This window comes from Serratia sp. HNCC26DJ206, assembly GCF_057180605.1.
In genome coordinates this window covers 18,762-41,901 of record NZ_JBXUGP010000025.1, presented here as the reverse complement: position 1 = coordinate 41,901, position 23,140 = coordinate 18,762, and the positions used below count along the sequence as shown (strand labels likewise).

22 protein-coding genes are annotated in these 23,140 nt (G+C 51.7%); 9 read left to right on the top strand and 13 right to left on the bottom strand.

Annotated elements, in window-relative coordinates; all coding sequences use genetic code 11:
* Positions 1-47: 47 nt before the first annotated feature.
* From tynA to AC2A1E_RS17065, 3 genes are all read right to left on the bottom strand, one after another.
* Positions 48-2,318 carry a primary-amine oxidase gene (gene tynA, locus AC2A1E_RS17075; protein ID WP_484384740.1) on the bottom strand — a complete coding sequence of 757 codons (2,271 nt, stop codon included), beginning with the start codon at positions 2,316-2,318 and terminating at the stop codon, positions 48-50.
* A 199-nt stretch (positions 2,319-2,517) separates the two neighbouring features.
* Positions 2,518-3,435 (bottom strand): transcriptional regulator FeaR, encoded by a 918-nt coding sequence (gene feaR, locus AC2A1E_RS17070; RefSeq protein ID WP_484384739.1) that lies wholly within the window; start codon positions 3,433-3,435, stop codon positions 2,518-2,520.
* 531 nt (positions 3,436-3,966) lie between these two features.
* Positions 3,967-4,170 carry a DUF4762 family protein gene (locus AC2A1E_RS17065; protein ID WP_484384738.1) on the bottom strand — a complete coding sequence of 68 codons (204 nt, stop codon included), beginning with the start codon at positions 4,168-4,170 and terminating at the stop codon, positions 3,967-3,969.
* 412 nt (positions 4,171-4,582) lie between these two features.
* On the opposite strand from AC2A1E_RS17065, the gene AC2A1E_RS17060 reads away from it, so the two are divergent.
* From AC2A1E_RS17060 to AC2A1E_RS17045, 4 genes are all read left to right on the top strand, one after another.
* Positions 4,583-5,143 (top strand): GNAT family N-acetyltransferase, encoded by a 561-nt coding sequence (locus AC2A1E_RS17060; protein ID WP_484384737.1) that lies wholly within the window; start codon positions 4,583-4,585, stop codon positions 5,141-5,143.
* A gap of 111 nt (positions 5,144-5,254) precedes the next feature.
* On the top strand, positions 5,255-5,626 hold the full coding sequence (locus AC2A1E_RS17055) for a VOC family protein (RefSeq protein ID WP_484384736.1): 372 nt from the start codon (positions 5,255-5,257) through the stop codon (positions 5,624-5,626).
* Between the two features lie 482 nt (positions 5,627-6,108).
* Positions 6,109-6,951, top strand: a complete 843-nt coding sequence (locus AC2A1E_RS17050) for a class I SAM-dependent methyltransferase (RefSeq protein WP_484384735.1) — start codon at positions 6,109-6,111, stop codon at positions 6,949-6,951.
* 25 nt (positions 6,952-6,976) lie between these two features.
* A complete protein-coding gene (locus tag AC2A1E_RS17045) occupies positions 6,977-8,242 on the top strand; it encodes an MFS transporter (RefSeq protein ID WP_484384734.1) in 1,266 nt (421 codons plus the stop codon).
* Positions 8,243-8,284: 42 nt separating this feature from the next.
* Here AC2A1E_RS17045 and AC2A1E_RS17040 read toward each other — a convergent pair whose 3' ends face one another.
* From AC2A1E_RS17040 to AC2A1E_RS17010, 7 genes are all read right to left on the bottom strand, one after another.
* Entirely contained in the window at positions 8,285-8,575 is a 291-nt protein-coding gene (locus tag AC2A1E_RS17040; RefSeq protein WP_484384733.1) for a type II toxin-antitoxin system RelE/ParE family toxin, read from the bottom strand.
* Between the two features lie 2 nt (positions 8,576-8,577).
* Entirely contained in the window at positions 8,578-8,850 is a 273-nt protein-coding gene (locus tag AC2A1E_RS17035) for a type II toxin-antitoxin system Phd/YefM family antitoxin (RefSeq protein ID WP_484384732.1), read from the bottom strand.
* A gap of 291 nt (positions 8,851-9,141) precedes the next feature.
* Complete coding sequence (locus AC2A1E_RS17030) at positions 9,142-10,263, bottom strand: ribosomal protein uL16 3-hydroxylase (protein ID WP_484384731.1); 1,122 nt, start codon at positions 10,261-10,263, stop codon at positions 9,142-9,144.
* A 93-nt stretch (positions 10,264-10,356) separates the two neighbouring features.
* Positions 10,357-10,782, bottom strand: coding sequence for a glutaredoxin-dependent arsenate reductase (gene arsC, locus AC2A1E_RS17025; RefSeq protein WP_484384730.1), 426 nt, complete (start codon positions 10,780-10,782; stop codon positions 10,357-10,359).
* Between the two features lie 41 nt (positions 10,783-10,823).
* Complete coding sequence (locus AC2A1E_RS17020; RefSeq protein WP_484384729.1) at positions 10,824-12,113, bottom strand: arsenic transporter; 1,290 nt, start codon at positions 12,111-12,113, stop codon at positions 10,824-10,826.
* Positions 12,114-12,281: 168 nt separating this feature from the next.
* Positions 12,282-12,611 (bottom strand): metalloregulator ArsR/SmtB family transcription factor, encoded by a 330-nt coding sequence (locus tag AC2A1E_RS17015; RefSeq protein ID WP_484384728.1) that lies wholly within the window; start codon positions 12,609-12,611, stop codon positions 12,282-12,284.
* 98 nt (positions 12,612-12,709) lie between these two features.
* On the bottom strand, positions 12,710-14,350 hold the full coding sequence (locus AC2A1E_RS17010) for an FGGY-family carbohydrate kinase (protein ID WP_484384727.1): 1,641 nt from the start codon (positions 14,348-14,350) through the stop codon (positions 12,710-12,712).
* 115 nt (positions 14,351-14,465) lie between these two features.
* Between AC2A1E_RS17010 and AC2A1E_RS17005 the strand changes: the two genes are divergently transcribed.
* The 5 genes from AC2A1E_RS17005 (at position 14,466) to AC2A1E_RS16985 (ending at position 18,739) form a co-directional block, all read left to right on the top strand.
* Positions 14,466-15,482 (top strand): LacI family DNA-binding transcriptional regulator, encoded by a 1,017-nt coding sequence (locus AC2A1E_RS17005; protein ID WP_484384726.1) that lies wholly within the window; start codon positions 14,466-14,468, stop codon positions 15,480-15,482.
* Between the two features lie 148 nt (positions 15,483-15,630).
* Positions 15,631-16,026, top strand: a complete 396-nt coding sequence (locus tag AC2A1E_RS17000) for a hypothetical protein (RefSeq protein ID WP_484384725.1) — start codon at positions 15,631-15,633, stop codon at positions 16,024-16,026.
* Between the two features lie 212 nt (positions 16,027-16,238).
* Positions 16,239-16,907, top strand: coding sequence for a response regulator (locus tag AC2A1E_RS16995; protein ID WP_484384724.1), 669 nt, complete (start codon positions 16,239-16,241; stop codon positions 16,905-16,907).
* Positions 16,883-18,226, top strand: a complete 1,344-nt coding sequence (locus AC2A1E_RS16990) for an ATP-binding protein (protein ID WP_484384723.1) — start codon at positions 16,883-16,885, stop codon at positions 18,224-18,226. The genes AC2A1E_RS16995 and AC2A1E_RS16990 overlap by 25 nt, the downstream gene beginning before the upstream one ends.
* Before the next feature lie 195 nt (positions 18,227-18,421).
* Positions 18,422-18,739: an amidohydrolase family protein gene (locus tag AC2A1E_RS16985; protein ID WP_484384722.1), complete on the top strand. Its 318-nt coding sequence runs from the start codon at positions 18,422-18,424 to the stop codon at positions 18,737-18,739.
* A 40-nt stretch (positions 18,740-18,779) separates the two neighbouring features.
* On the opposite strand, the gene uraH is transcribed toward AC2A1E_RS16985, so the two are convergent.
* From uraH to AC2A1E_RS16970, 3 genes are all read right to left on the bottom strand, one after another.
* On the bottom strand, positions 18,780-19,184 hold the full coding sequence (gene uraH / locus AC2A1E_RS16980; RefSeq protein ID WP_484384721.1) for a hydroxyisourate hydrolase: 405 nt from the start codon (positions 19,182-19,184) through the stop codon (positions 18,780-18,782).
* Between the two features lie 127 nt (positions 19,185-19,311).
* Positions 19,312-20,430: a fimbrial protein gene (locus AC2A1E_RS16975; protein ID WP_484384720.1), complete on the bottom strand. Its 1,119-nt coding sequence runs from the start codon at positions 20,428-20,430 to the stop codon at positions 19,312-19,314.
* Between the two features lie 9 nt (positions 20,431-20,439).
* Entirely contained in the window at positions 20,440-23,082 is a 2,643-nt protein-coding gene (locus AC2A1E_RS16970; protein WP_484384719.1) for a fimbria/pilus outer membrane usher protein, read from the bottom strand.
* Positions 23,083-23,140 lie beyond the last annotated feature (58 nt).

The following is a 23,140-nucleotide window of genomic DNA, read 5'->3' as shown; positions in this document are numbered from 1 at the left end:
CATCAACCTAGGGGCACTGCTTGCAGTGCCCCTGGTCATTTTCTCGCTCAATCCTGCGGTTTGCCATTCAGATTCAACGTCGGCGTTTCATCGAAAAAGTTCCAGGGCTTGAGCAACACATGCACCCATTCCGTTGGCATGATCGGCCACTCTTCCGCCCGCGCTACATGGGTAGTACCGGTGGTCAGCCACACCACATCATCGCTGTTGTCGATTGACTGGTTATCGGCGGTGTATTGCCCCAAGCCAGTATCCTGCGTCGAGCGGTTCGGGTATTTACCTTCCGGGTAACGTTCATCCGGGTGGTAGCGCGTCACCCAAAGTTGCTTATCCATAAAGCTCAGGCGGTGATAGATCCACTCATCCTTGCCGAAGTTGGCCCCCTTGGCGACCGGGTGCGTTCCCCCCGCATACGGAATCAACTGATAGGAAACCGGGTTACCCATCTTGTTCAGTTTGCTGGTGTTGCTCAGCAAACGGATGGTGGCAGGATCAAACTTCTGCGCCGCCTGCTGTTCAGTGCTGACCTTCACCTGATCGACCTGCATAGTACTGGTGCGTGGGCCCCCCCGATCGTTGGGTTTCACATCCGGATTGAGTTCCACCAGGCTGTTATTTTCGCCATCCACGTCCATATCCAACCGGAAATTGTAGATATGCTGATGCGTGGTGCCGACGATGTTGTGATCGATCAGCGTGCCGTACTGCGTATCCTGCTGCGCGGTCGGATCCTGCATGGTTCTGGCCTTCACGCCTTTCACCGCCTCAATCCCCGTCGCCCCAGCGCTAATACCAATGGTGCCGTTCTGGTGGAATACCCAGTCGAAGATGTAATCGTAGTTCCCTACCGTGCTGATCCAGCGCACCACCAGTTCACGGCGCTCGGTGCTGATATTCGGCTGGCCCATTTCCTGATGCTTATACTCCGGCCCGGCGTAACGCTCGAATAGGGCAATGGCGCGTGGGATAGCGGTGGGTTTACCGGTGTAATCGGCAATGGTTTCATCCAGCAATACGGCGTTCTGCGGGGCATCTTTGCCACGGGCAATCGGCGAGGTCAGCGTCCCCATGCCGTAATCCCCTGCATCCAGATAGGCTTTGAAATACCAGCCGATATCCGGATCGCCATAAGGCACAATCATGCCCCCTAGCGAGCCTTCGTACATCACTTTGCGTTTGCGACCATGATCGTTATAAGTCACCGTTGAGAGCACCGGCCCGACGCGGGAATTGAGATGCAGGTGGAAATCCCAGTTCTGCCAGTGGATGGTATTGCCGGTGATGGTGTAGTTTTTCCCTTCGGGTTCGACGATCTCCAACGGTTTGATCTTTGGTGCCTGACGATCGCGGCCATCATACGGCGTCGGCTTCAACGGCACCGGGATCACCGGCCCTTCCTCGATTTTTATGATCTTCTTCTGTTCCAGATCGACCACCGCCACCAGGTTTTCAATCGGATGCGCCCAGTAGTTGCCATCGCCGACATCCAGATAGCTGATCACTTTCAGCAACCGTTGATCCTGCTTAAGGCCATCTTTACCGTCGAAATAACCGACCGTCAGCGGCGTGGTGATCACTTTGGCAGGGTCCTGCACGCCGCGCTTTTTCAATGCATCGGCATACTCTTTGCTGCCGTTGATAATCGTCTGCACGCTGGCAAAATCATCCAGCAGCACCATTCCATGAGCCCCTTTGATCGGTTGCCAGGACAGCACTTTTTTCTGCGGTAAATCCACCACGCTTTCAATCACATGAACGCCATCCAGCAAGGTGACCTCGGCCTGCCGTGGCTGCTGGATGCTGCTGCCGTTCAGCACAAACTGCCAGACCTGATCTTTCGGCGGTTCACGCAGCGAGATTTCGGTAAAGCGCAGGTTATTTTTATACTCTGGTGCAGCCTTGATGGTAGCAACCACCTCGTTGATCTCTGCCGCACTCAGCGGATTCAGCGGATGTGCCCGGTGTTCAACGGCGAAGGTCTGATCCAGCCCAGACTGGAAAACATCGTTAATGAATCCTTCAGACATATAGGCTGTTTTACCTTTGAACACCACCGGCACCGGCAATTTCAGCGGTTTACCATTGACGATGGCTTCGCGAGCGCTCGGTTTCACCTTCACGTAGGCACCGTCTTTGACGATCACAAACATACGCGCGTAGTCATCCCACTGTACGCTGGCCCCGAACTCCTCCAGCGTTTTTTGCATCGGCACCATCTTGGCCGCAGCACCGTGTGCCAGCGCCGCAGTCTGCCAACCCGTTCCTACCAATAACCCCAATGCCAGCGCAATGGCTGCTGGCAGGCGTTGGGTCGCCATGATTGTTGTTTTAGATCTCATCATTCCCCCGCACGAATCAAAGAAGCATCGACATCCGTTATTGTTGTGGTGAACCCGTCAGCCGAGCCCTATGCCAACATAGCAACTCTCAAGCGGGGATATTTTGTTGTGCTTGCCATCCTGTTTGTCGTTACTGACAATCTGCACGGCAAGCACACGAACGGGGGAAAGATTGGGGTTACTGGTACTGCTTGCGATACGCGCTTGGCGAAACGCCAAAGCGGGCCTTAAACGCGGTAGAGAAATGGCTGTGGTCGGCAAATCCCCAGTCATAGCCAATGTTGGCGAGCTTTTGCCGTTCTTTTACCTGACGTAACGCCTGCGCGCACAGATCCAAGCGGCGGTTTTTGATGTACTGCGCCACAACCAACCCCTTGCGGGCAAACATGCGGTACAAACTGCGCACGGAAACCCCTATCTCACTGGCGACCCATTCCGGCCGTAGCTGTTCCGACTGAATATGCTGGTCGATAAACGTCAGCGAACGGGTGAAGATCCGCTCATGGCTATCCTGCTGTTCTTCGCCCCCTGCCAGCACCGGCCGCAGCAAGGTCGCCACTGCGTTAAGTACCGCTTCGCTTTCCACCAGACTCATCTCAGGATTCTGCATACTGCCCAACACCAACTGTAGGCTGAGTTTCGCCGCCGCAGCCTCGGTGCCAAGGCGCTGGGCACAGGGAAGAGTGATGAATCTCAGGTGTTGCTCAATGTAGCTGCGAGGTAACACTAGAGAGAGTTGGCGTGAGTCCTGCTGATAAATAAAGCTACAGGGCTGCGAGGCATCGATAAAAGTCATATCCCCGGCCGATAGCCTGGTCTGGTGATGCCCCTGCTCCATCATCGAACTACCATGCAGTTGGAAGGCAGCAAAAAAATGCGAACTGTCACTGCTCTGAGCAATCTCACGTCGGGTCCGATAAAGCCGGGTTTGGGCAATATCAACCACACTCAGCCGCAGCGCATGGGCACGGAATTCTTGTACCGCACCGCTGAAGCTTGGCCCCAACGTTTTGGCACCAAACCGACCGCAGGCAGAGTTGATCTGCCCTAGCCACTCTTCAAAGTGCGCATCCCTGACCTGTGTAGAAATCGCCATAATTAACTCCTTGAAACATAAGCAACAAAAGAGAAACTGGCTTATCGCTCCCACCACGAGGGATCGATAGCTGAGGCAGTGTTGACATTGATTGATGAATAAAAATAACAATACATTAACATTTAGTCAGCATTATCTACGCGATTTGGCGTGGAGATCACACTCTGCTTTCAGTAACAGAAGGGGAGAGATATCTCACCATAGCCTTTAGAGCTTGCTGAGATTTTGGTGTATCGAAAATGGCTGCGGTTAATTTTAATGACAGAGAAAATATTGGCAACACTACGAGGAAAATAAGGCACAGCACACAATGCCACACCTTTAATAAATACTCTCTGTCATTAACTGTAGAGTTAACATGTGCGGAAATCATCCACTTCGCAGTAGTGTCAATGAGTCAGCTCACTGGTGCACCAGTGGGCTGACATGTTACTGCTTTCTTCGGGTATAGCGTCGTACATTCAGGACATCTTACGGAGAAAAAATACCGCAGATGTTACCTGTCTCAAATTATTTGAAAATATGAGTTTATTACAATAGTGGTGCTATTGTTGCTACAGCACAGAGAGATGAATCAGCGGTGGAACGAGTGACTGTCTCTCCATACTTGCCTTTGCAGGTAGTCACTTGCTGGCAAGTAGTAACATTAGCTACCGTTGCATTTTCGAAAGAAATCAGGCAGCTACTTGCTCCACCGACAACACTTGACGCTTCTGATACGTTTAACTTTTTCATAAAATATCCTTATAGTGAAATAATAAAATCCATCTTAAGTTTATTGCTATTAATAATGAAGATAATACTTTAACCTATTGATTAATAACAACGGGTTATTACCATGACTTAAGACGTTAGGATTATAGTGATAAAGAAAATCCAGAGTCAACGTTAGTGCATTTTTAATGCACGCCTTCAGGAGATTCCCCAAAAAAAACAAGAGCACTTCTTAATAAACACCTTTAAATAATAAAGCCAGCATTTTTAATACACAAATAAAATAATAAAAGAATGTCAGAATTTACAGTGATTTTATCAAGAAACAACCTGATATACATATTGCTAGTTATATTGCTTTTCATACTTCGGATCAGTAACGTAAGTGTCGTTGATAACCAATGCCCACGCTGATCCTCAGGAAACGTAATTGATGACAACAGAAAAAAAGCTTGCCATCCCGATATTAAAAACCCGCCGGCTGACATTGCAACCGCTAGAATTATCAGATTCAGAAGACATTCAACGGCTGTTTCCACACTGGGAAATCGTGCAATACATCACCAATCAAGTCCCCTGGCCCTATCCAGAAGGTGCTGCACGGCAATTTATCCAGGAAATTGCACTACCCAATATGGAAGAAGGCTCTGGCTGGTACTGGTCTATTCGGCTTAAGGAGGATGATCGTCACTTAATTGGCGTCATCAATCTTTGCGACACGCCCAACGCCAACCGTGGATTTTGGCTAACGCCGGAATGGCAGCATCAGGGGTTGATGAGCGAAGCCAGTGAAGTGGTTACCGATTTCTGGTTTAACCAGCTTGATAAACCTGTGCTGCGTGTACCCAAGGCGAAAACCAATCTGGCTTCAAGGCGAATATCCGAGCGCAGCGGTATGCGCGTGGTTGCGACCCAGTGGGCTGATTTCGTCGGTGGACGTATGGAAACTGAGATCTGGGAAATCACCCAAGACGAATGGAATCACAACCGATAAAACGCGCGTAATTTGTACTGATTGCATGATCCAGATCACTGTATGGATATACATTATTAGTGACAATCCTTGCCAGGAAACGAGTCAATCAAAAACCTACAGGAGAGTGTAATGAAAACGAATATCGTTGGTTGGTTTGAAATTTATGTTGCCGATATGCCACGGGCAAAAAAATTCTATGAGTCTGTTTTCAATACTCAATTTGAAAAAATGGAAAGTGAGGAGATGGAGTACTGGCTATTTCCTTATCAGCAAGGAAGTGAAGGTGCAGGCGGTGCGCTGGTTAAAATGGACTGCGTTCCGCCAGGGCCAGGCGGCACCATGGTGTACTTGATGTGCGAAGACTGTGCGGTAGAAGAGGCACGGATTGTGCCTAACGGCGGCGAGATCTTGCGTCCGAAGTTTTCCATTGGTGAGAATGGCTTTATTACCATCGCAAAAGACAGTGAAGGCAATGTGATCGGCCTGCATTCGATGAAGTAACGCCGTTATCTTTCAAGCTGCGGCCTGGTTGGTCGCAGCTTGGAATGTGACAGATATAACCAAAGTCTTTGGCGTTTCAACCAGGTATTTATCACGCTATCAAAAATACCCGCCGGGTCTGGCAATCACCTATTTTTTGATTTACATCAAGCTATCTGTCTGTTGTTTAAATAACCGCTGCTGTAGACTTTCGCCGCATAAATACCCCGTGTCAGCGCAATGCCATTCACTTAAGCGCAAAACGGCATAATTATGCAGCAGATGCTGAAGGTGTGGCCTCCCTCCCTCGAGGAGAGGGAACTGGTTAGCCTTAACTGATCGGCATTGCCGTATTAGCGCGTGTTTTCGCCATTAGCTGAAAGCACCAATGGCGTTATCCCCATCATGCTTCGCTGTTCTGCCTTTCTCCTGCGTCGAATTTCGTTGTAGACCTTTGGCACTGGCGATTAGGCCGGGGTTTAGAGTTTAAAAGGATATAAAGGATGCAACTCAAAGATATCATTCATAAACAACGTCCACTTAACGCCTGGGAAGACGCGGAAAAAATCCCTTGGCATGATCCAGCCTTCAGTGAACGCATGTTGCAAAATCACCTTGCTCAAGATCATGACTGGGCCAGCCGCCGCTTGTCACTCATCGACAAACAGGTTGCCTGGATCCAGCACCAGTTACCGGCACAAGCGCAGATCCTTGATTTGGGCTGTGGCCCAGGGTTTTATCTTCAGCGCCTCGCTCAGGCAGGCTTTCAATGCACCGGAGTGGATTTCTCACCGGCGTCTATCCACTATGCGCGCCAACAGGCACTAAATGAAGGGCTTGAGATCCGTTATCACTGCCAGGATATCCGCCAATTCAAGCCTGCAGAGCAGTATGACTGCATCATGATGACCTTCGGTGAATTCAACGTATTCAGCAAAGCGGATGGACTGGCGCTGCTTAAGCACATGGCGAACTGGCTGAAGCCTGGTGGGCAACTGATTATGGAGGTCCATACCCAGGAAGAGGTGAAACGTCAGGGAGAAACAGGGAGCCGCTGGGAATCTCACCAACAGGGATTGTTCTCCCCCACACCACACTTGGTACTCACAGAAAATGCCTGGGACGAACAAAGCAATATTGCTTCAGCCGCCTGGTGGATTATCGAATCAACCGGAGAAGTCTCACTCTTCGCCAGCCACATGCAGGCCTGGAGCGATGAAGAGTACCGACAAAGTTTACAAACGTTGGGGATAAGCCACATCAACCGGTTGACGGCCAACGACTGGCCCACAGGTGAGGACTTTGCAGGGAAGCTGTATGTATTACATGGCGTTAAGCAGCCATAATACCTAAGGAATTCATGGAGCCAGGATGCAAGAGAGTCGTTTACAAAATCACAGAAGCCGTTCGGTAACCCTATTCTTTCCGATCTCACTGATCCTGTTTGAGTTTGCCGCCTATCTGACCAACGATATGGTGCAACCGGGCATCATTGATATCGTCAAGGAATTTAATGCCGATGTCAGCCTGGCACCGGCCTCGATCAGCGTGTATATGGCTGGTGGCATGATATTGCAGTGGCTACTGGGGCCCCTTTCCGATCGTATCGGCCGCAGACCGGTGTTGTTGACCGGTGCGCTGCTGTTTACCCTCGGCTGCATCGCCACCCTATTTACCCATAACATGGAGCAATACCTGCTGACGCGGTTTATTCAAGGCACCAGCATGTGCTTTATTGCCACCGTGGGCTATGTTGCAGTGCAGGAGGTGTTTGGCGAGAAGGATGGCGTCAAAATGATGGGCCTGATCACCTCGGTAACGTTAATCGCCCCGATTATCGGCCCGTTAGCCGGTGCCGCCTTCATCCAGATCGCCCACTGGAAAGGGATGTTTGCCCTGATTGCCCTGCTGGCACTGGCCGCCTCGGTCGGTTTATGGCGCAATATGCCAGAAACCGTTACCGCCAAACGTGGCACATTCAGCCTCGCAGGGATTGCCACAGATTTTAAACAGGTTTTCCGTAGCCCCTGTTTTCTGGCGGGTGCCTTCGCCATCAGCTGCGCCTATATCCCCATGATGTCCTGGGTGGCCACCTCACCGGTGATCCTGATTGACGACGGCGGGCTCTCTTCCGCGCAATATGCCTGGACGCAGGTACCGATCTTTGTTGCAGTGATCCTCGGCAGCCTGCTGGTGGCCAAGCTGGTCGGCGAACAGCCGTCAGATCGCATCCTGTGGGCTGGCCTGCCTATTCAGCTTGTCGGGCTAAGTGCCGCGCTGCTCGGCAATCTCTTTATCCCCCACGTCTGGGCCTGGTCGATTATCGGAGTCAGCCTTTATGCCTTTGGCATTGGCATGACCTTCCCGATTCTGTTCCGGCGCACGCTGTTTTCTAGCTCATCCCCCAAGGGAACCGTCTCTGCCAGCCTCAATATTATCGTGCTGAGCACCATTGCCCTGAGCATCGAACTGGGCAGATGGATTTATCAGCATGGCAATAAAGAGCTGTTTCACAGCATGGGGCTTGTCGCGGGCGTATTGAGCCTGATATTCCTGGTACGGTTCTTGAGGCTGCTAAAAGCGAATGACGGCGTGCAAGATCTGCTCAAACAACCTAGTGAGGAAGCTCAGGGATGAGTTTCCTTTTACCAAACATTGTGTCAGCAAAACTCAATAAGTTTACAGGTGACGAACCGGATCTTGTGCCTGGTGAAGAACGCCTACCACCTCTATGCCGTATGAAGTTTCACGGTAGTAAAGCATATGGCTTTCGCAGGGAAAGCTCATAATCCCAGGCCCTAGTTCTTCCCGAGCAAAACCTGGGGACGGGTGGCGGTCGAGCGTTTGAGTCAGGATAGTGCGGATAGCTTGTGCGTAAAGATCGGCGACTTCCTTTCCCCACCGATGCTGTGAATAGGCACGGACTTTACGAAACTGCACCTTGGCATCCGTGGTAAACCTGACCGTCATCCTTATCCCTCTGCCTGATTCAATTCATCTGGCGTCAGATCGCTAAACACATCATCAATATCGTGCAATTGGCCGTTTTCAGCCTGAGCGATGGACTTCGCCAAGACAGCTTTCAGATTCTGCAGTTTTAGCTCCTCGATAGCATTGAAGTCTTCATATGACATTACCACCACCTTCGGGCGGCCGTTTTTGGTAATGCATACGGGTTCGCGTATCGCTTTGCTGATGACTTCCCCAAACTGAATCTTGGCTTCACTGGCCGTAAAACTGTGCATATGTCATCCCCAGCATTGATTTTAAAAGGTACAAATCGTACCGATTCATACCAATACTAGGCGATAACGAAGACGCGTACCAGAAGAGATTGCTCGCCTGTGCCAGATTTTCCTATTTGAGTGAAATAGGAAAACAGCCGAACCGAGCGTCCTTATTGTACTGCACTTTTGAGCGTTATCTGTGTAGCAAGGCAGGCGGGGAAATGAAGTTTAACCCAGTTTACAACGCAGTAACTGGCCTCCAGAAGCGCCACCCTATACGCCTCTGGAAGCTGTTATCAACAAGCCTGATTATTCCTCAAAGAACCAGTAGCCCTGATTAATCAGCCCGGTTAACTCAACAACGAACGCCGGGTTACGCAGCGCATCACCCAGCTCTTTTTTACCGATCGCGGTGTAACGGCACAGAGCGTCAGCGGCTTTCGGTTCCACCGTTTCCAGCCGTTCGCTGTTGATGAAGAAGCTGTCGCCAACGCGAAGAACCCGCAACCCGCTCAGGCGCGTCAGGATTTCACCGCCCAACAGGGCATCGATAATCTCATCCGGTTCGTAAGGCGGCTGCGCGGGGGCGATATCCAGCTCGTGGCGCGGCGTGGTGGCAAAGCGGCCGAACCACTGTTTAAAATCTTCCGGCTGCTTAATCATGTCGATCATCATCTGGCGCAGGCGATCAAGCTCATAATCTTCAACCTTGCCCGGATGCTCCCGACAGGTTAGATCAGGATCGCTGTAGTGCTCACCGCCGAGATCGTTTTCCAGCGCATAGTCAGCGAAGCTACTGATCAAATCCCGGCCGTTAGGGCCACGGAAGCCGACGGAATAGTTAAGCGCGGTTTCATGCGTGAAACCATCGTGCGGGAAGCCCGGTGGAATATACAGAATATCGCCCGGTGCCAGATCTTCATCAATGATCGGCGTGAACGGCTCAACGTGCAGCAGCGCCGGATGCGGGCAAAACTGCTTCAGCGGCAACTTGTCACCAACGCGCCAACGGCGGCTGCCCATGCCCTGGATGATAAAAACATCGTACTGATCGATATGCGGCCCAACGCCGCCGCCCGGTACGGAAAAGGAGATCATCAGATCGTCTAAACGCCAGTCCGGCAACACGCGAAACGGGCGCACCAGCTCGGCAGACGGAGCATGCCAGTGGTTAACCGCCTGAGCCAACAGCGACCAGCCGGTTTCACCCAGATTATCAAAGTGCTCAAATGGCCCGTTGCTGGCCTGCCACAGGCCGTTTTCCTGGCTGACCAAACGGCTGTCTACTTCCGCTTCCATTGCCAAACCGGCCAGTTCGTCCGGCGTAATAGGATCGACAAAGTCAGGGAAGGCATTCTTCAGTACAACCGGTTGTTTTTGCCAATACTTTTCTAAAAACTCGGGCCAGTTAAGGTTCAGTTGATAAGCCATACTTTCACACCTGTGAGAAGACAAACAGGTGTGATTATAAAGAGGCTAACGCCTGCACCGCCTTGTTATGGGTCAAGACTGTGCCACTTCTTATTACTCCACACGTTTCCCTTGGGCATCCACCACCCGCTCGCCATCTTCCTTGGTGAAAGCACCACGTTGGGCATCGGGTAAAATATCCAGCACCACTTCAGAAGGTCGGCACAGTTTTGTCCCTAATGGCGTAACCACAATCGGGCGATTGATCAGGATCGGATGCTGTAACATAAAATCGATCAACTGCTCATCGCTGAAGTTATCTGCTGCCAGCCCTAGTTGCTCGTAAGGCTCAACATTCTTGCGCAATAACGCCCTAACCGCGATCCCCATATCTGCGATCAGTTTCACCAACACCTCACGGCTTGGCGGCGTGTCTAAATAGTGAATAACCGTCGGTTCCGTACCACTGTTGCGAATTAACTCCAGCGTGTTACGCGATGTTCCACAGGCCGGATTATGATAAATGGTCACATTGCTCATCTGGGTGCTCTCTTATTGAAATGCCTGCTGGCATGTTGGTTTTATAGGGAAATAGATAATCGCAGAGCCAACGCCGCCAGCGTAACGAATAGCACCGGGATCGTCATAACAATGCCCACCCGGAAGTAATATCCCCAGGTAATGGTCATATTCTTTTGCGCTAGCACATGCAGCCACAATAAGGTGGCCAGGCTGCCTATCGGGGTGATTTTCGGCCCCAGATCGCTGCCGATCACGTTGGCATAAATCATCGCCTCTTTGATAACTCCAGTGGCAGTGCTGCCATCAATCGACAGGGCCCCCACCAGAACGGTCGGCATATTGTTCATAATGGAGGACAAAAACGCCGTCAGGAACCCGGTGCCCAGCGTGGCCGCCCACAGCCCTTGTTCGGCAAACTGGTTCAGTAGGGCAGAAAGGTAATGGGTCAAACCGGCATTGCGCAGGCCGTACACCACCAGATACATCCCCAGCGAGAACACCACGATTTGCCAGGGCGCGCCACGCAGCACTTTGCCGGTATTGATGGCATGCCCTTTTTTAGCGACGGCAAACAGGATCAGCGCGCCCACGGCAGCGACCAGGCTGACGGGCACGCCGAGCGGCTCCAGGGCAAAGAACCCGACCAGCAGCAGAACCAGCACCAACCACCCGGTTTTAAAGGTGTTCAGATCGCGAATCGCCTCTTTCGGTGCTTTCAGCAGAGACAAATCATAAACGGCAGGAATATCTTTGCGGAAAAACAGATGTAGCATCACCAGCGTGGCGGCGATGGCGGCCAGGTTGACCGGCACCATTACCGCCGCATATTCCGTGAATCCGAGGTTGAAGAAATCCGCCGAGACAATATTCACCAGATTCGACACGATCAGCGGCAAGCTGGCGGTATCGGCAATAAAGCCCGCTGCCATCACAAAGGCCAGGGTCGCGCCACGGCTGAAGCCCAGCGCCAACAGCATGGCAATTACAATCGGCGTCAGGATCAATGCAGCACCATCGTTGGCGAATAACGCCGCTACCGCCGCCCCCAATAGGATAATGTAGGTAAACAGCAAACGCCCCCGGCCATTGCCCCAGCGCGCCACGTGCAGTGCGGCCCATTCAAAGAAACCTGATTCATCCAGCAACAGGCTAATGATGATCACGGCAATAAAGGTTGCTGTGGCGTTCCAGACAATCTGCCAGACCACCGGAATATCACCGAAATGAACCACGCCGCTCACTAGCGCCAGTATCGCGCCGAGCGTGGCGCTCCAGCCAATACCCAATCCTTTAGGCTGCCAGATCACCAGCACAATGGTCAGAACAAAAATAGCCCCTGCCAACAACATAACGCCCCCAAAAGGCCAAGAGCGAACCCTTGCCCTGAAAATGATAGTGAGTTAAACACCACCGGCCAGTTAGCTCAGCCGTACAGACTTTCTTCCCGTGCATTTGACTGCCATATCGCTCATTCAAATATGAAAAATCAGATATGACTGAGCAAATTTTTTAATCAATCAAAGGCAAGCTGCCTTCCCACCCCTTTGCGCCAGCAGGGCGACTTCATCGCGTTGGCTAAGATAAGCCTGCTCAATCACCGTTGCCGCCCAGGCGGGAATATGCGGTGACAAACGATAGTGGATCCACTTGCCTGCACGACGATCCAGCAACAACCCGGATTCTCTCAGCATCGCCAAGTGTCTGGAGATCTTGGGCTGAGACTCATTCAGCGTGTTGCAAAGCTCACAAACGCACAGCTCACCGCTCTCCCGCAGTAGCAGAATGATATTCAGACGGGTCTCGTCTGACAAGTTTTTGAACAGCTGCAACGGCGTGAGAGCGATCATGAAAACTCCAAGACTGAATGCTGAGGCTATCTTAGGGCGATGGCAAACAAAGTCAATAATACATTCGTTTTTCCATATGCATAGGGTGATCAATATGCTTACTGACATTCATCGCGGATCAGCTTTGCAGTGTGCTGCAACCGTTTATAAGCCTCATAACGATGCGTATGCAGCTTGCTGAAATGAGCATCCGGCGGATACTCATTATCTAACACCGAGAAATGTGCCATGGCTTCTTGAACTGACGGCGAAAGTTTTGCCGCCACGGCCCCCAGAATAGCCGACCCCAGCAAAACCGGTTCACTGGCCTTGGTCGCCAACACGGTGCAGCCACAGGTATCCGCAATCAGTTGGCGAACCAACGGGTGGCGGCCTGCCCCACCGCTGATCACTATTTTGTCGATAGTGACCCCCATCTGCGCCTGGGCCTCGATGATGTGCTTCAAGCCATAACCGATACCGCAGATACCGGCAATGTACAGCGACAGCAGGTTGTCGAGATCGCTTTCCATCCCCAGCCCGACAATAATGGCGCGGGAGTGAGGATCGGCAAAAGGTGCGCGGTTACCGAGGAACTCAGGAACCACATGCACGCCATCCGCAAGCCTGGCCGCCTCTGATGCTGAAGGCATTTTTTCCAGCGCCAGATTGGCCAGAAAAGTCGGTAACGAAACGCCCGCAGCTTTGGCCTGCTCCGTTGCCTCGGCAACCGCCGGATGGAAGGAGACAAGTTGCGTAATTGCCGCCCCGGCAGCGCTTTGCCCACCTTCATTCAGCCACAACCCCGGCACCATGGCAGAATAGTAAGGCCCCCACACGCCGGGAACGAAGACCGGGTTTTTCGTCGTGGTCATGGTGCATGAAGAGGTGCCAAAAACATATGCCAGATTATTGGTGGCGCCACCGCCAACCCCCACGGTGCCAATGCCACCAGCGTGTGCGTCGATCATCCCTGCGGCAACCGGGGTGCCCACCGGCAGGCCCATTTGCTCAGCGGCGGCGGCCGTCAGGCCATTGCCGCAAGGCGTTCCGGGCTCTACGATACGCGCACCAATGCGCCGGAAATCTTCATCCGCGAGTTCCCCCAAGCCGATGGTGTGGAAATAATCCGCATCCCAACGTTTTTCATGCGCCAGATAGGTCCATTTGCAGGTCACCGTGCAGACCGAACGCGCCAGATCGCCAGTGGCACGCCAGGTCAGAAAATCAGCGAGATCGAAAAACTGCCAGGCTTTGTCGTAAACAGCGGGCTTGTTTTCCTTCAACCAAGCGATCTTAGGCGTTTCCATTTCTGGCGAAATCTTACCGCCAACGTACTTGAGCACCGGATGCCCGGTCGCATTAATCCGCTCGGCCTGCTTGGTGGCACGGTGATCCATCCACACGATGATATTGCGATCGGGATCCTCCGACCAACCGACGGGAAGCGGTTCACCTTCTGCATCCAGTACCACCAGCGAACAGGTAGCATCAAAACCTATTCCGGCAACGTTCGAAGGATGTACCCCCGCTAGAGACACCGCACTTTTTATGCTGCTGCACACCGCGTCCCAGATCTCGCGGCTCGACTGTTCGACAAAACTTTCTGGGCCGCGAAACAGGCTAATTTCCTGGCTGGCGTGCGACAACATAGTGCCGGAAAGATCAAATACCCCGGCCCGCGCGCTACCTGAACCCACATCAACACCAATCACGACCTGCTCGCCTGAATGATTTCCGCTGCTTTTTTCACTGTTCATTATTTCTCACTTTGTCATAGGCTTTATCAATTGCGCACACCAGCTCAATCGATGGAGCAAAATTGCTACTTTAATTTTTTGCTGTCAAGATATAGAAAATTTTGGAGCAAAATGTGTGACTGACTTCAAATCAAAAAAAACGACCATTTACGATCTGGCCGAGCTGGCCGGAGCCTCTTCAAGCGCGGTGAGTGCGGTGCTCAATGGCAGTTGGAAAAAGCGGCGGATTAGCGCTCAACTGGCAGAGAAAATTTTGCAACTGGCTGAACAGCAAGGATATACGCTAAACCAGCAGGCCAGCCTGCTGCGCCGCCGGAAATCAACCATGATCGGTATGATTGTGCCCAAATACGACAACCGCTATTTTGGTTCGATCGTCGAGTTATTCGAGTCAATGGCCCGTGAGCGCGGCCTGTTCCCGGTGATTACCTGCACCAACCGCGATCCTGAACTGGAGATCGAAGCGGCACGCACCATGCTTTCTTATCAGGTGAACGGGATCGTCTCAACGGGCGCGACAGCCCCGGACAGCATTACGCAAATCTGCGCTGCCGCAGGGGTACCGACGTTTAATCTGGATTTACCCGGCACCTTGGCCCCTTCGGTGATTACCGATAACTATTCGGGGGCCAAAGAGCTGGCCCTGCGCATTCTGGCTAACGGTAAAAAACGGCTGGGGCATGCACAGCCGCTGATTTTCGTGGGTGGCCGCGGCAGCGATCACAACACGATGGAAAGGCTCAGGGGCTTCAGGAGCGCCCATCAGCAACTGGGTCTTGAGGTTATTGAGGAAAATATCCTGACCTGTGGCTATTCCCCCAGCAAGGCAGAACGGGTGCTCAGCGATTTCATCGCCAAAGGTGGCAACCTCAACACCGGGCTGTTTGTGAACTCGACGATCTCCCTTGAAGGCGTGATGCGCTGGATGATTTCAGCGGGCTATCGCGGTGAAAAACAGCCGGTGATGGGCTGTTTTGACTGGGATCCGTTTGTGATGCTGTTAGGCCATGACATTGTGATGGTGCAGCAGGATGTAGCCAGCATGCTAGAGGCCTTGTTTACACTCATCGATGCAAATGAAAAAAGTCATAAACGTATTGAAATCGCGCCTATTTTCTCTGTTGCTGAATAGAATGCACACGACAACGGCGGGGGAAATTTCCTCGCCGATAATAGCCACGTTATTGAGATTAAAAATAACCAATAAAAATTTTCACTCCCTCAGTGTCCGCTAAGTATTCCCCTGTAGATTTATCATTAAGCCGATATAGATAGGCAAAGTGGAAAATAACCGATCCACTCTACACAATGACAATGCAGAGGAAATAATGATGAACTCAATGACAAAAACACTCACCCTGTCACTCTTCCTGGCTGGAAGTGCTCTGATGATTTCAGCTTTCTCAGTACAGGCCAAAAGTGGTGATAACAATTACTGCAACCCAAATAACCACAGCTGCGAAGCGCCGTTTACCTTAGGCAAAGATAAAATCGCGCCGCCGGTAAAACAAAATATCAGCTATTGCGATCCCAATTACCATAGCTGCCAAGCGCCGTTCACACTGGGGCAAGATAAAATCGCGCCATCGACCGGGGAAAATAACAGCTATTGCAACCCGAACAATCACCGCTGTGAGGCACCATTTACCCTAGGGAAAGACCATATCAATGGGTAAAAAAGTTAGCCCGCAGTATGAACTCCCCCCTAAAGTTGGGCGGCGCATACTGCGGGTCTTTTGCCCTGATTATTACGCTGTTCTACAAAACCAATGGGCTTCACTCTTCCTTACTGCCTGATGTGCCATAATATTTATCACATCGCCCGCTTTCAAAGCTCGGCCTCTTTATTGATCACGGCGGTTGCCATTCATTACGACGAGAGATATTGATGCGAATCCTTCTGGTGGAAGATGATGTGATGATCGCTGAAGTGCTACAGGACGCCTTAAAAGATGCGGCCTATGCGGTTGATTGGGTTAACAATGGTATCGATGCACTGTCCAGCGCAACCGGTCAGCATTACGATGCCATACTTTTAGACCTAGGGTTACCCGGCAAGGATGGCCTGGCGGTATTATCTGGCATCCGCAAAAAAGATCTTACAACCCCGATCCTGATCCTCACAGCCCGCGATGCTCTCGATGCCCGTCTGAAAGGGTTGGACGGCGGTGCCGATGACTATGTACTTAAGCCTTTCGACATGAGTGAGTTGCTCGCCCGGATCCGGGCAGTGTTACGTCGAAAAGGCGGCAGTGGCGCTCCGCTGTTTAATAACGGTGTTTTGACGTTGGATCCTGCCACCCATGAAGCCTGCCTTGTCGGCAGCGCTATCAGTTTCCAACTTTCAAACCGGGAATTTGCCTTACTTCAGGCACTGATGATTCGGCCCGGTCGTATATTGTCTCGCGGCGAATTGGAAGAGCGGATATATGGCTGGGGTAATGAAGTTGAAAGTAATGCCATTGAGTTTCTCATTCACGCCTTGCGTAAAAAATTAGGCAATGATGCGATCAAGAATGTGAGGGGGGTTGGATGGATGGTTTCAAAGAACGGATAACAAACTCTATTCAATTTCGTCTGTCGATCGTTCTATGTTCTGCTATTTTTATTATCGCCCTGATATCGGGGGGGATTACTTTTTTCACCGCTCTTGACGAAGCCCATGAGTTGCAGGACTCCACGCTAACGCAAATTACCGAAGTATTAAAAAAGACCCAGTTCCCGTTGGTAAAGGACAGTTATATAAACCAAGACCTTGTGGGTAGCGAAAACTCAAACGTTATCGTGCAGTTTATTACGGGTAATCCGCCTTCATCCCATCCTCTGTTTCGTTTTAACTTATCGTTCCCATTGTCTGAAGGGTTTCAGACCGTTGCGGCAAACGACAGTAGCTATCGGGTTTTAGTGACGCGATTATCGCCAAATTTGCATATTGCGGTAGGGCAGCAAATCTCCGTGCGAGACGAAGTGGCTTTTGACAGTGCGTTGCAAACATTAATGCCGTTCCTGATTTTACTGCCGGTGCTTCTGCTGATTGTCGCTAAACTTATTCGGACGGTTTTTCGGCCGGTTGCCTTGTTGGCCGACGAGGTTTACCTGCGTGATGAACAAGATCTCACGCCCTTAAATACGGAGAAAGTCCCGAATGAAGTGCGTCCCTTTGTGGTAGGAATAAACAGATTATTGGGCAAAGTGGAGAATGCCATTGAACACCAGCGGCGATTTGTAGCTGACGCCGCCCACGAACTCCGTTCTCCCTTGACCGCTATCTCGTTACAGGCGGAGCGCCTCGGCCAATCGGCCATGTCTGAAGAGGCATTCGAACGCCTCGGCACGCTGCGTCAAGGGATAAACCGGGCAAAAAATCTGCTGGAACAACTGCTGTCGCTGGCCCGCGCCCAGCAACACGTTGCTGCGCCTGCAACGCCCGCGCAAGTTTCAATACAGTCAGTCTATCGGCAGGTCATTGAGGGGCTATTGCCGTTGGCATTGGAGAAGAATATTGATTTAGGCGTGGTTGATACTACGGATATCACCCTCTATACCCATGAAATAGCCCTGCTTACCGCAGTGAAAAACCTGGTGGAGAATGCCATTCGCTATACCCCCGCCGGGGGATGCGTTGACCTGCGGCTCTGCCGTAGCCATCAGCAGATTATTATTGAAATCGAGGATAACGGCCCTGGCATCGCAGAAAACAAGCGAGCTCGGGTATTTGATGCGTTCTATCGCATAGAGGGGAGTGGGCAATTGGGATCTGGGCTGGGGTTGTCGATTGTCAAAGCCACGGTCTCGCAGTTGGGGGGTGAAGTGGCACTACTCAACGCCCTCCACTACCCTACCGGCCTGCGAGCCAGAATCACTTTGCCCCAATGATACCAATCTATCACCCGCCGTTACGGCGGGTGACGTACTCAGTGTTTACCCTGCAAACCGGTCAACAGCGGTTCACGCCGCCGCCCGCTGTAGTATTTCAGCATCAACGCCAGGCAAACCAGCCAGGCGGGGATCCTCGGGCATCCGCTGCGTGCGCTGGTACAGATCGCCAGCCTGCTGCATCAGCAAGAGCGTGTGCTACCTGCGGGATCGGTGATCCTGGCCGGTGCCGCCACCGCCGCCAAAGCGCTGCGCCCAGGGCTGCACGATTGCCCGCAGAAACCTTCGAGCTATCTGGATCGTTTCTACGTCGACTCTGCCGTGTTCGATCCACGGGCTTTGCAGTTGCTAGTGGATACCATGGGGGCCGATCGGGTGATGCTGGGTTCTGATTCGCCGTTCCCGCTGGGTGAGCAGCAGGTCGGTCAGTTGGTCAGCCACTCTGCCCTGCCCGAGGAGAGCAAGCGCCAGATTCTGGCGGCAAACGCACGTTCGTTTTTCTCTCTACAGTAGGACCTCGGGAACGGAATTGCTCCGTTCCCGAGCTAAAGAATTAACTGCCTCGGTAGGTGGAATAACCGTACTGACTCAGCAACAGAGGAATATGCAGTTTCTGGTTGGTGGTGCTGACGTTGAAAATAACCGGGACTTCTGGGAAAAACGTTTCTTGCTTCATGGCAGAGAAATAATCCCCTGTTTTAAACGTGACTTTATATATGCCGACATCCATATCCTTTCCTGCCGGATACAGTGCGCCAATACGGCCATCGTCATTCGTCACCGCCTCTGCCAGGCGCGTCCAGCCGCTGCCCTGCTTCTTTTCCAACTCGACCACCACGCCCTTGGATGGCAGGCCGGTCTGCTGGTTGAGCACATGCACGCTCAGCGGGTTAGGGGTAACAGCCGCCACGGCCGAAAAACTGAATGACGCTAACAGAAGCGGAATTAATACTTTCATAAACATCTCCATAGCCAATGTAGGCCATGAAAATAGCACCGAAAAGCGCTGGAAAATTTGTATAACAGAAAGTTTAACTTTCTTGCCGTTCCAATAAGCCTCCTGAGTACGGCTAATAACCCCTGCTTTAATAATAATTAATCATAAAGGTCACTGCCGCATCCGTTTTTCCCGGTGTTACTTGATCACTGGTCTGGATATATCTGGCCACCAGTGGCAACGTTTGCGTAGTCGAATCATTATTAACCATATTAAAACTTCTGCTATTAGCAAAGTTGACCAGAGCAGGCGATGCATCACCGATATTGCCATAAGCCATTTGGATACCCACCCCCGTAGCACTTTCCGTTCCCGTCTTAATCCCTAAAATCCCTTTGGCGCTGTCAATAATCGAGGTGTTCGGTGCCAATTTCAGTTCCAGTGAATTAGCCGTAGGGATGCTGCTTGGAGTCCCCACGCTGGTATAGCTTCTTACCTGAAACTTAGTGCCATAAAAGCGCGGACAATTAGTCAAACGTATAGAAGCATCCCGCCAGGCAGATGCCGAATTTAGCCCCTTGAAATTTTGAGCAATATTGACCGTACCCATCGGCACATGCACATCTGGCGTTTGGCACGTTTGCGAAACGATATTGATAGTGCCTGAAAAAGAGATGCCGTTTAAACTCAGTGGGACGCCACCCTGCGGGGTCACCTGCACGGCGACTGAGGGTAAATCAGCCCCCCTGATCGTACCGGGTGACACCGGGCCAATCTTGATCAGAATCAGGTCAAACTCTGCCCCCACAAACCCCGTATAAGGCGCATTACTGCCAACATTAATGGTTGTTCTATCCGTTGGAATTGACCTCCCCCAATACGACGTGACAACACCGATACCAGGTACACCGGTTTCATAAACCTGCCCTGGATAGGGTGAACCACTCCAGGCCGATAGCGCTTTTGGCGTGCTGGTATTCGCATATTTTGCCGCTATGTTGTAACCAACCGGCTCAGAGGTGCAACTAAACGTAGGAGTATTCGCCGCTCCTCCACTGACACCGCCAACATAATGAGAAAGCAACACGGTTCCATTTGGCGTATCCGGCCCAACGGTAATATTCTGAGCTTGCAGAGGCACCACGGCGACAAACCTACTATTACCCGCAGCAAACGAGCAGGTTGCCGCACTCGCGTTGTGCGTATAGATTGCTGCCATCCCCAGCAGCAGTGCTGTTATCTTCATTTTATTCATTAATTGACTCATTGACTTACCTTACGAACCGCTCTGAGCGAGAGATTTATCGCTGCTGTTATGGGCTAATTGACCCGATGCATTTTGTACCGTGCTGGTTTGGCACACCGAGTTAAACTGCTGAATGGCGCTCTGCACGCTGCTTTTCGCCTGCGGCATCAACAGGTAATTGACGGTACATTGCATCCCGCGTTCCTCTCCCCATTTCACCAGCAACTGCCCTCTTTCCTGCGCCACGCGCGCGTACAACTGCCCGCCTTGGCCCACGGCACCCACACTGTTGCCTTTACTATCAAACACCTCAGCGCCAAAGATCAGAGGCTCCCCCTGATAAGTGGCATTGATCAGGATCGGAGTACCTTGCTTGGCATCATATTTCACCTTGACCACAGCCCCTGCGTGGGGCACCACTCTCTGCCGGGTGTTATCCAGTTCAACATCAGCAGCAGCGCCTTTCGGATCGATGCTGACGTCATTCAACTGATAGGCATTCAGGTAAGGCACTAGCGCATAACCACGGGAGTCGATAGTCACATTCTGGTAAGACGATACTTTGGCTCCTTCAGCCCCTTTGGCTTCAACCAGCGCGTAAGTCTCTGAGGTATAAGGAGTCAAGGTCAAGCCGCCGGAATGCCCGATTACCGTCCCACTCATCCCTGCCGCCATGCTGTGATAACCTTTGCCCGTGCTGTAACTGCCATTTAACGCTGTTGCAGGGTTGCTATAACTGCCGCTGACTGAACCACTGGCACCCACACCCTGATTAGCATTCATCGCCGTCACCGCATAGCCAAACTGGCTATCAACCCCAGCGGTACCCGCCATGCTTACCTGTTGGCCGTGACGGCCGTTGCTGTCTTGAGAAAGATCGGTGCGCAATTGAGGGGTATGCGCCTTATCATCACGCCCCAGTGGCAAACTGAAACTGAGCAGGTAGTTATTCTGATCCCCTGCCAAACTGGAATAACTGCGGTTGGCGCTGATGCCGTAGGTCAATTTCTTATACTGGTTGCTGTAACCCACCTGAAATTGCTTCTCGCTGCCTGCTTTATTCCAGTAATTCTGCATGGTTCCGCTGACATACAACTGCCCCCAACCTTGGGCAAGTTCCTGCCCGGCGGTCACGGTAAAGCGATTTTTGGCGCGCAATACCGACTCTGGCGAATCGCCTCTGGCTAACGCATCACGGCTTTCCATGGCGGTCATAAAATCCAGATAACCCTCGGTAGAAAAACGTGACGCCGCCAGCGCCAGGTTACTGTTGGTCTCAGTAATCACTTTGCTGTAACTGAGGTGGTAACTCTGCCCGTTAAAGGTTTTACCAAGCTTATCATCCTGCTTACTTGCTACCTGAGCCCGCGCCTGAGTGACGTCAAATGCCAGGGCCCCGATCGGGGTACTGACGGCTGCGCCTAGCTGCAATGCGCTATAGCCCTGGCTCGCCTGCAAACCGCTATAGCCGGTGACGGTGTTGGTCAGCCCACGCTGGTAGGTCAGTTGATAAAGCTCTGGGTTATCAAGCAGCTGATCGTGACGTAATCTGCCAGCAGTAACGGCATAGCGTGATGAACCTGGGCGCAACAGTTGTGCCACAGACGCATAGGGCACCCGAAAGCGCTGCTCGGTACCGTCGGCCTCACGCACGGTCACCTCAAGATCGCCGCCGTACCCAGAGGGATAGAGGTCGTTGATCAGAAACTCACCGGGCGTTACCGTGGTTTCATACAATACCTGATCGTTCTGGCGCACCGTAACCCGCGCATTGGTACGCGCAATCCCACGAATGTCCGGCGCATAGCCGCGCTGTGATTCTGGCAGCATGCGTTCATCACTGATCAGTTGAAGGCCGGTGAACGGCAAGGTGTCAAACAGTTGCCCATCCGTATTGGCTTGCCCAACTAATCCACGCCCCAGGATGTGCGGGATATCCCGCTGTAAATAGGTGTTGCGATTGCTGTATTTCGCTGGCCCGTTTTCCATCCAGTTATAGGCGCCGTTATGCCGCAAATACCAGGCACCAACATTCAGCCCGGCATTCACACCGGCATACAGCGAGTTAAAGCTATGGTCACGAGATTCGCTGGAATACCCGCTCACGTTGTAACCGAGCATCAGTGCAGGAATACCGCTGTCCCACAATTCCGCGCTAACGCTGCCTCGCGCTGCTTTCAACATATAAATCTGTGGGATCAGTAAATCCAGGCGCTGTTCGCTGCTGTCGAAGTTAACTTGGGCATCAGGCAGTTTACGCTGCAGATCGACACAGTGTTCACCGGTCTCTGTCGCCTGTAACACGCCCGACGGTAATTGTTCATAATTGAAGGCGATGTTCTTTATTATTTCGGCGGTTAGGCACGGATAAACCGATTTATCTTCACGTGATTTAAATTCAACCTCTTTATTATCAACTGGCGTATTGTTGACATAAATAGCAGTACGATAAACACCCGGCAATGCCGAAGCACCATTAGCAAAGCGGCTGAGATCGACTGATGTTTCATCATCAAGATTCAGGAAAAAAGCATCAAACTCAACATTCTGGGCAACTTCCTGAGGAGTAACAGCAGTATTCGCTTTTACATTCACAGTAAAAAAAGCCGACAAAATAACCATGGCTAAAGGAGACAATTGACTCTGCAAGCCATAGGGTAAAACTTTTGGCATAAAATATCTCTTGAAGGTTATTTATCGAATATTGACTGACAACTCATTAAAAATTCCA

What these genes read in the sequence shown, in the direction of transcription:
- tynA (WP_484384740.1), bottom strand. Translation starts at nt 2,318, where the DNA reads ATGGCGACCCAACGCCTGCCAGCAGCCATTGCGCTGGCATTGGGGTTA.
- feaR (WP_484384739.1), bottom strand. Translation starts at nt 3,435, where the DNA reads ATGGCGATTTCTACACAGGTCAGGGATGCGCACTTTGAAGAGTGGCTA.
- AC2A1E_RS17065 (WP_484384738.1), bottom strand. Translation starts at nt 4,170, where the DNA reads ATGAAAAAGTTAAACGTATCAGAAGCGTCAAGTGTTGTCGGTGGAGCA.
- AC2A1E_RS17060 (WP_484384737.1), top strand. Translation starts at nt 4,583, where the DNA reads ATGACAACAGAAAAAAAGCTTGCCATCCCGATATTAAAAACCCGCCGG.
- AC2A1E_RS17055 (WP_484384736.1), top strand. Translation starts at nt 5,255, where the DNA reads ATGAAAACGAATATCGTTGGTTGGTTTGAAATTTATGTTGCCGATATG.
- AC2A1E_RS17050 (WP_484384735.1), top strand. Translation starts at nt 6,109, where the DNA reads ATGCAACTCAAAGATATCATTCATAAACAACGTCCACTTAACGCCTGG.
- AC2A1E_RS17045 (WP_484384734.1), top strand. Translation starts at nt 6,977, where the DNA reads ATGCAAGAGAGTCGTTTACAAAATCACAGAAGCCGTTCGGTAACCCTA.
- AC2A1E_RS17040 (WP_484384733.1), bottom strand. Translation starts at nt 8,575, where the DNA reads ATGACGGTCAGGTTTACCACGGATGCCAAGGTGCAGTTTCGTAAAGTC.
- AC2A1E_RS17035 (WP_484384732.1), bottom strand. Translation starts at nt 8,850, where the DNA reads ATGCACAGTTTTACGGCCAGTGAAGCCAAGATTCAGTTTGGGGAAGTC.
- AC2A1E_RS17030 (WP_484384731.1), bottom strand. Translation starts at nt 10,263, where the DNA reads ATGGCTTATCAACTGAACCTTAACTGGCCCGAGTTTTTAGAAAAGTAT.
- arsC (WP_484384730.1), bottom strand. Translation starts at nt 10,782, where the DNA reads ATGAGCAATGTGACCATTTATCATAATCCGGCCTGTGGAACATCGCGT.
- AC2A1E_RS17020 (WP_484384729.1), bottom strand. Translation starts at nt 12,113, where the DNA reads ATGTTGTTGGCAGGGGCTATTTTTGTTCTGACCATTGTGCTGGTGATC.
- AC2A1E_RS17015 (WP_484384728.1), bottom strand. Translation starts at nt 12,611, where the DNA reads ATGATCGCTCTCACGCCGTTGCAGCTGTTCAAAAACTTGTCAGACGAG.
- AC2A1E_RS17010 (WP_484384727.1), bottom strand. Translation starts at nt 14,350, where the DNA reads ATGAACAGTGAAAAAAGCAGCGGAAATCATTCAGGCGAGCAGGTCGTG.
- AC2A1E_RS16995 (WP_484384724.1), top strand. Translation starts at nt 16,239, where the DNA reads ATGCGAATCCTTCTGGTGGAAGATGATGTGATGATCGCTGAAGTGCTA.
- AC2A1E_RS16990 (WP_484384723.1), top strand. Translation starts at nt 16,883, where the DNA reads ATGGATGGTTTCAAAGAACGGATAACAAACTCTATTCAATTTCGTCTG.
- uraH (WP_484384721.1), bottom strand. Translation starts at nt 19,184, where the DNA reads ATGAAAGTATTAATTCCGCTTCTGTTAGCGTCATTCAGTTTTTCGGCC.
- AC2A1E_RS16975 (WP_484384720.1), bottom strand. Translation starts at nt 20,430, where the DNA reads ATGAGTCAATTAATGAATAAAATGAAGATAACAGCACTGCTGCTGGGG.
- AC2A1E_RS16970 (WP_484384719.1), bottom strand. Translation starts at nt 23,082, where the DNA reads ATGCCAAAAGTTTTACCCTATGGCTTGCAGAGTCAATTGTCTCCTTTA.